The following is a 4,066-nucleotide window of genomic DNA, read 5'->3' on the forward strand; positions in this document are numbered from 1 at the left end:
TCCCAAGCGAACCTGTTCACCTCCATGGTGTTCTTCTGGTTCCTGATCTTCTCTGTTCCCACCGGCGTGCTGATGAACAAAATCGGCCGCCGCAAAACCGTTCTGATTTCACTGATCGTCACTGCCGTGGCCATGCTGCTGCCGGTCGTCGCCTACACCGCGGCCGCCGGCACCCCGCGACTGGTGCTGATGATCGTCTCGTTCTCGCTGCTGGGCATCGGCAACACGCTCATGCAGGTATCGCTCAACCCGCTGCTCACCGTGTTCGTGAACGGCGACAAGCTCGCTTCCACCCTCACCACCGGCCAGTTCGTCAAGGCGTTCGCCTCGTTCTTCGCGCCGCTGATTGCCGGCTGGGGTGCATCCAAGCTCGGAGCATGGTGGGTGCTGTATGTCATTTACCTGGTGATTGGCGTGATTGTCGGCGTCGCCTTGGCACTTGACAAGATCGAAGAGCCCGCGCCCGACGCCGGACAGACCAGCATCGTCAACTGCTTCAAACTGCTCGGCAACCCGATTGTTCTGCTGTGCTTCCTCGGAATCATCGCGCACGTGGGTATCGATGTCGGCATCAACGCGCAAGCGCCGCGCATCCTGATGGAGCACACCGCAGTCCCGCTCGCCACCGCCGCCGGGGCAACCTCACTGTACTTCGCGTTCCGTACCATCGGCACGGGACTTGGCGGCATTGTGCTGCAGAAGATGGACAACAAGACCGCGTTGCGCATCTGCGGTGTGATCATGGTGCTGGCCGTCGTATGCTTCGCCGTGTTCACCACGATTTCGACGAACCCGCCGCAGTGGCTGTTCTATCTTGCGGTTGCGCTGATCGGTTTCGGCAACGCGAACGTGTTCTCGCTGTGCCTGTCGCACGCGCTCAACACCCTGCCATCCCGCCAGAACGAGGTGTCTGGCCTGATGATGATGGGCCTGATCGGAGGCGCCATCTTCCCGCCGATCATGGGTGCCGCCGCCGACGCGATGGGACAAGCCGGTTCGATTATCGTCGTCGCGGTGGGCGCGATTTACGTGCTCGCGATTGCGCTGGCGTATGACAAGGCGATGGAGCCGGCGAAGAAGTGAGTATCGCTCGAGGGCGTTACTTGCAAGTGACGCCTACGAGTGGTATCTATGAGTGACGCCTGCAAGTGGCACTCGGACTGGAGCTGCTTGAGTACGGACAGGGTGATTCACCCGGTTGGCGAATGTTCCGCCTAGTCTGGGGCCACTTGAGGCCGGGTGGAGGGATTCGCCCTGTTCACCCTGTTCGCTCTGTTGGCGAATGTTCCGCCCGGTCAGTGACTCGGCTGAGTCCGGGGATTTCCCGCGGTCCGAAGGCCCGCTGTGTGAGGATTGGCTCGCACAGCGGGCCTTTTACGTTGGGGTGACGGCCGGAGAGCAGGTGGGCTGATGACTGCTGAGCGACTGGGGCCGGGCAGGGAACGTCATTGTGCGAGCCAATCCTCACACGATGACACCGCAAGAACGAGGCCGACCAACCACGCAGGTATTTGCATACGCAACCCACCATATCGGCGGCAAGCCAAACCCAACGAACACGCATCTGTCACGTTACGCATGCCGACGCATACGCCACCCCACTATCCCGCTGCCCATCAGCCGGTAGCCCCGACGAAATCACCAATCACGCATGCAACGACATACACAATCCGCCATACACCCAGCTCACCAAAAGTCACGCGGGACAAGACTATCGCAATACGCATCCGACGACATACGCAACCCACCATATCGGCGGCAAGCCGAGTCCAACGAACATGCATCTGTTGCGTTGCGCATGCCGCCGCACACACAACCCACCACACCGCGGCAAGCCAAACCCAACGAACATGCATCTGTTGCGTTGCGCATGCCGCCGCACACACAGCGCCACCGGCCCGCCACCAATCCGCTGACGACGCCGGTAATACCACCGATCACGCATGCGACCGCATACACAACCCACCACATCGACGACAGACTCAGCCCGAGCGACATCCGTTCGTAACGCTACGTCTGCGACGGCATACGCAGCCCGCGTTCATTAACGTCACCGTTCAAGCTCGAGCGACAGCGCCCACGCAGACCACGACGACCATCGGCACTCCCCCGACGCCAGGCCGGTCACAATGTCCGGTCTGAATCACCGGTCAACGTGTACTGTCACAACGTCCAGTCAACACGTCCAGTCATCACGACCAGTACGACCGGTAGATATGACCGGTCAGAATGTCCAGCCTGACGCCAACCAACACAACCAGCCAGACCGGTCACAATGTCCGGCCTGAATCACACCACCGCAATCAACGGCCAATCAGCCCGCTGAGCATCCGGGAGAACTCGAGCGCATCGTCGGCACGTCGAAAGATGAACAGCGAGGATCGCCATCCGGACAGCGACAGCGTAACCTGCTTGCGCTGAACCTGCGCACCGAGCACGTCCTTGAGGAATATGACATCCGTGCGTTTGTATCTGCGGAGCCAGTACGTGGGGATGTCAGCCTCCACGCGGTTGTCATACAAACGCAATTCGAGCTGCCACTGCAGCTTGTCGCATCGAAACAGCCACCCCGGCGCCGGGTCAGGTTTCCTTGCCATGATTCGCCTTTCTCGTTGATTCCTCTCTGCCCACTCTTCTCTAGCCTATCCCGATGAATAGCTTGTTCGACCAGACCGGTCAGCATGTCCAGTCTCGCGACGACAGAAGCGACACGGGCGGAGAAGACCATCCACGACAGTCGCGCCGAAAAAGTCAGCCCGGGGAACGCCCCGTCAAGAAGCGTTACCCCGGGCTGGCAGCATTCCCAGACCGACTTCACCGCGATCGCTGGAATTCAAGGGCGTCGCGGCATTCGATGACTTTCCCGTCACCGCTGCCGCGATCGCCACCATCATCGCCGCCGTCATCGCACCAGTGATTCCGTCAGACCAGGAAACCACCTATCGCACGGTCACGTTCGTCGGTTCGGCACTGGCGAACAGCGACTTGGACATGGTGAATCCGAACATCGCGTTTTGTTTCGCCGCGATAGTGCCGTTCCATGCAGCGTTGGCGATGACGTAGTGATTGTCCTTGTGGCTTACGATGGTGCCGTTCCACAGGTTGGTGATGTCGCCGTCGAGATCGAATTCGACGGTCCAACCGCCTTCGTGTGCGACATCGGTCTCGTTGTTGACCACGACCTGGACCGTCGCGCCGAGCATCCAGTTGCTGTTCACTTTGGCTTCAGTGCTCAGGGCGGAGGCGGCGGGCTTCGCGTCGGACGGTTGCCCATCGGACGGTTGCCCATCGGACGGTTGCCCATCGGACGGCTTGGTATCCGACGGCTTGGTATCCGAGGAATCGGTCTTCTGGTCATCAGAGGTCTTCTGATCGTTCGCGTCCTTGGACGCGCCCGCCGACGAACCCGCCGATTCCGACCCCTCCGAAGACCCCTTCGAAGCCTCCTCCGAAGCGCCCGCAGCAACACCGTTCACCGTCAGATTCGTCGGCAGCGCACTGCTCGTCGGCGCCTTCGACACGCCGAATCCGAAGGAAGTGCTCTGCTTCGAGGCGATTGATGCATTCCACGAGGCATCCGAGACAACGTAATGATTGCCGGTATGGCTCACGACCTTGCCGCACCACAGGTTGGTGATGGTGCCTGCCAAATCGAACTCGACCTTCCAGCCGCCCTTGTACGTGGCGTCGGACGGGTTGCTGACGGTCACGTTGACATTCGCGCCCATACCCCAATCGCTGCTGACTTTCGCTTCGACGGTCAGCCCAGTGGTTGTGGTCTGCGGATCGCTCGGCTCGGCGGGCTCGCTCGGTTCGCTCGGCGTGGGGTCAGGCGTGGGATCGGGCGTCGGGTCAGGCGTGGGGTCAGGCGTCGGATCGGGCGTCGGATCGGTTGGCGTTTCACCAGTGCCACTGCCGCCTGATTGGCTGGCACCATCGACCATGGCCTGGATACGACGGCTGGTGTTGACCAACCAGATGCCGCTGGTTGACAATTCGCTGCCGGTCCACTTGCTGGTCTTGCTCGTGGATTCCTTGAGATAGGAGGACCCTTCGCCCTTGTTGC

At 60.9% G+C, this 4,066-nt stretch carries 3 protein-coding genes; 1 reads left to right on the plus strand and 2 read right to left on the minus strand.

The features are described 5' to 3' along the window. The coding region (locus tag ACI38B_RS04130) for an MFS transporter (protein WP_439729644.1) at nucleotides 1–1,083 on the plus strand (1,083 nt) is incomplete at its 5' end. A gap of 1,220 nt (nucleotides 1,084–2,303) precedes the next feature. On the opposite strand, the gene ACI38B_RS04135 is transcribed toward ACI38B_RS04130, so the two are convergent. Continuing rightward, nucleotides 2,304–2,597, minus strand: coding sequence for a hypothetical protein (locus tag ACI38B_RS04135; protein WP_439729645.1), 294 nt, complete (start codon nucleotides 2,595–2,597; stop codon nucleotides 2,304–2,306). Nucleotides 2,598–2,939: 342 nt separating this feature from the next. Next, nucleotides 2,940–4,066, minus strand: a 1,127-nt coding sequence (locus ACI38B_RS04140) for a cellulose binding domain-containing protein (protein WP_439729646.1), incomplete at its 5' end; no start/stop codon positions are given.

The organism is Bifidobacterium sp., from assembly GCF_051876855.1.
Taxonomy (GTDB): Bacteria; Actinomycetota; Actinomycetes; order Actinomycetales; family Bifidobacteriaceae; genus Bifidobacterium.

Excerpts from the sequence above, each read along its gene's own strand:
- ACI38B_RS04135 (WP_439729645.1), bottom strand. The coding sequence starts at position 2,597 with ATGGCAAGGAAACCTGACCCGGCGCCGGGGTGGCTGTTTCGATGCGAC.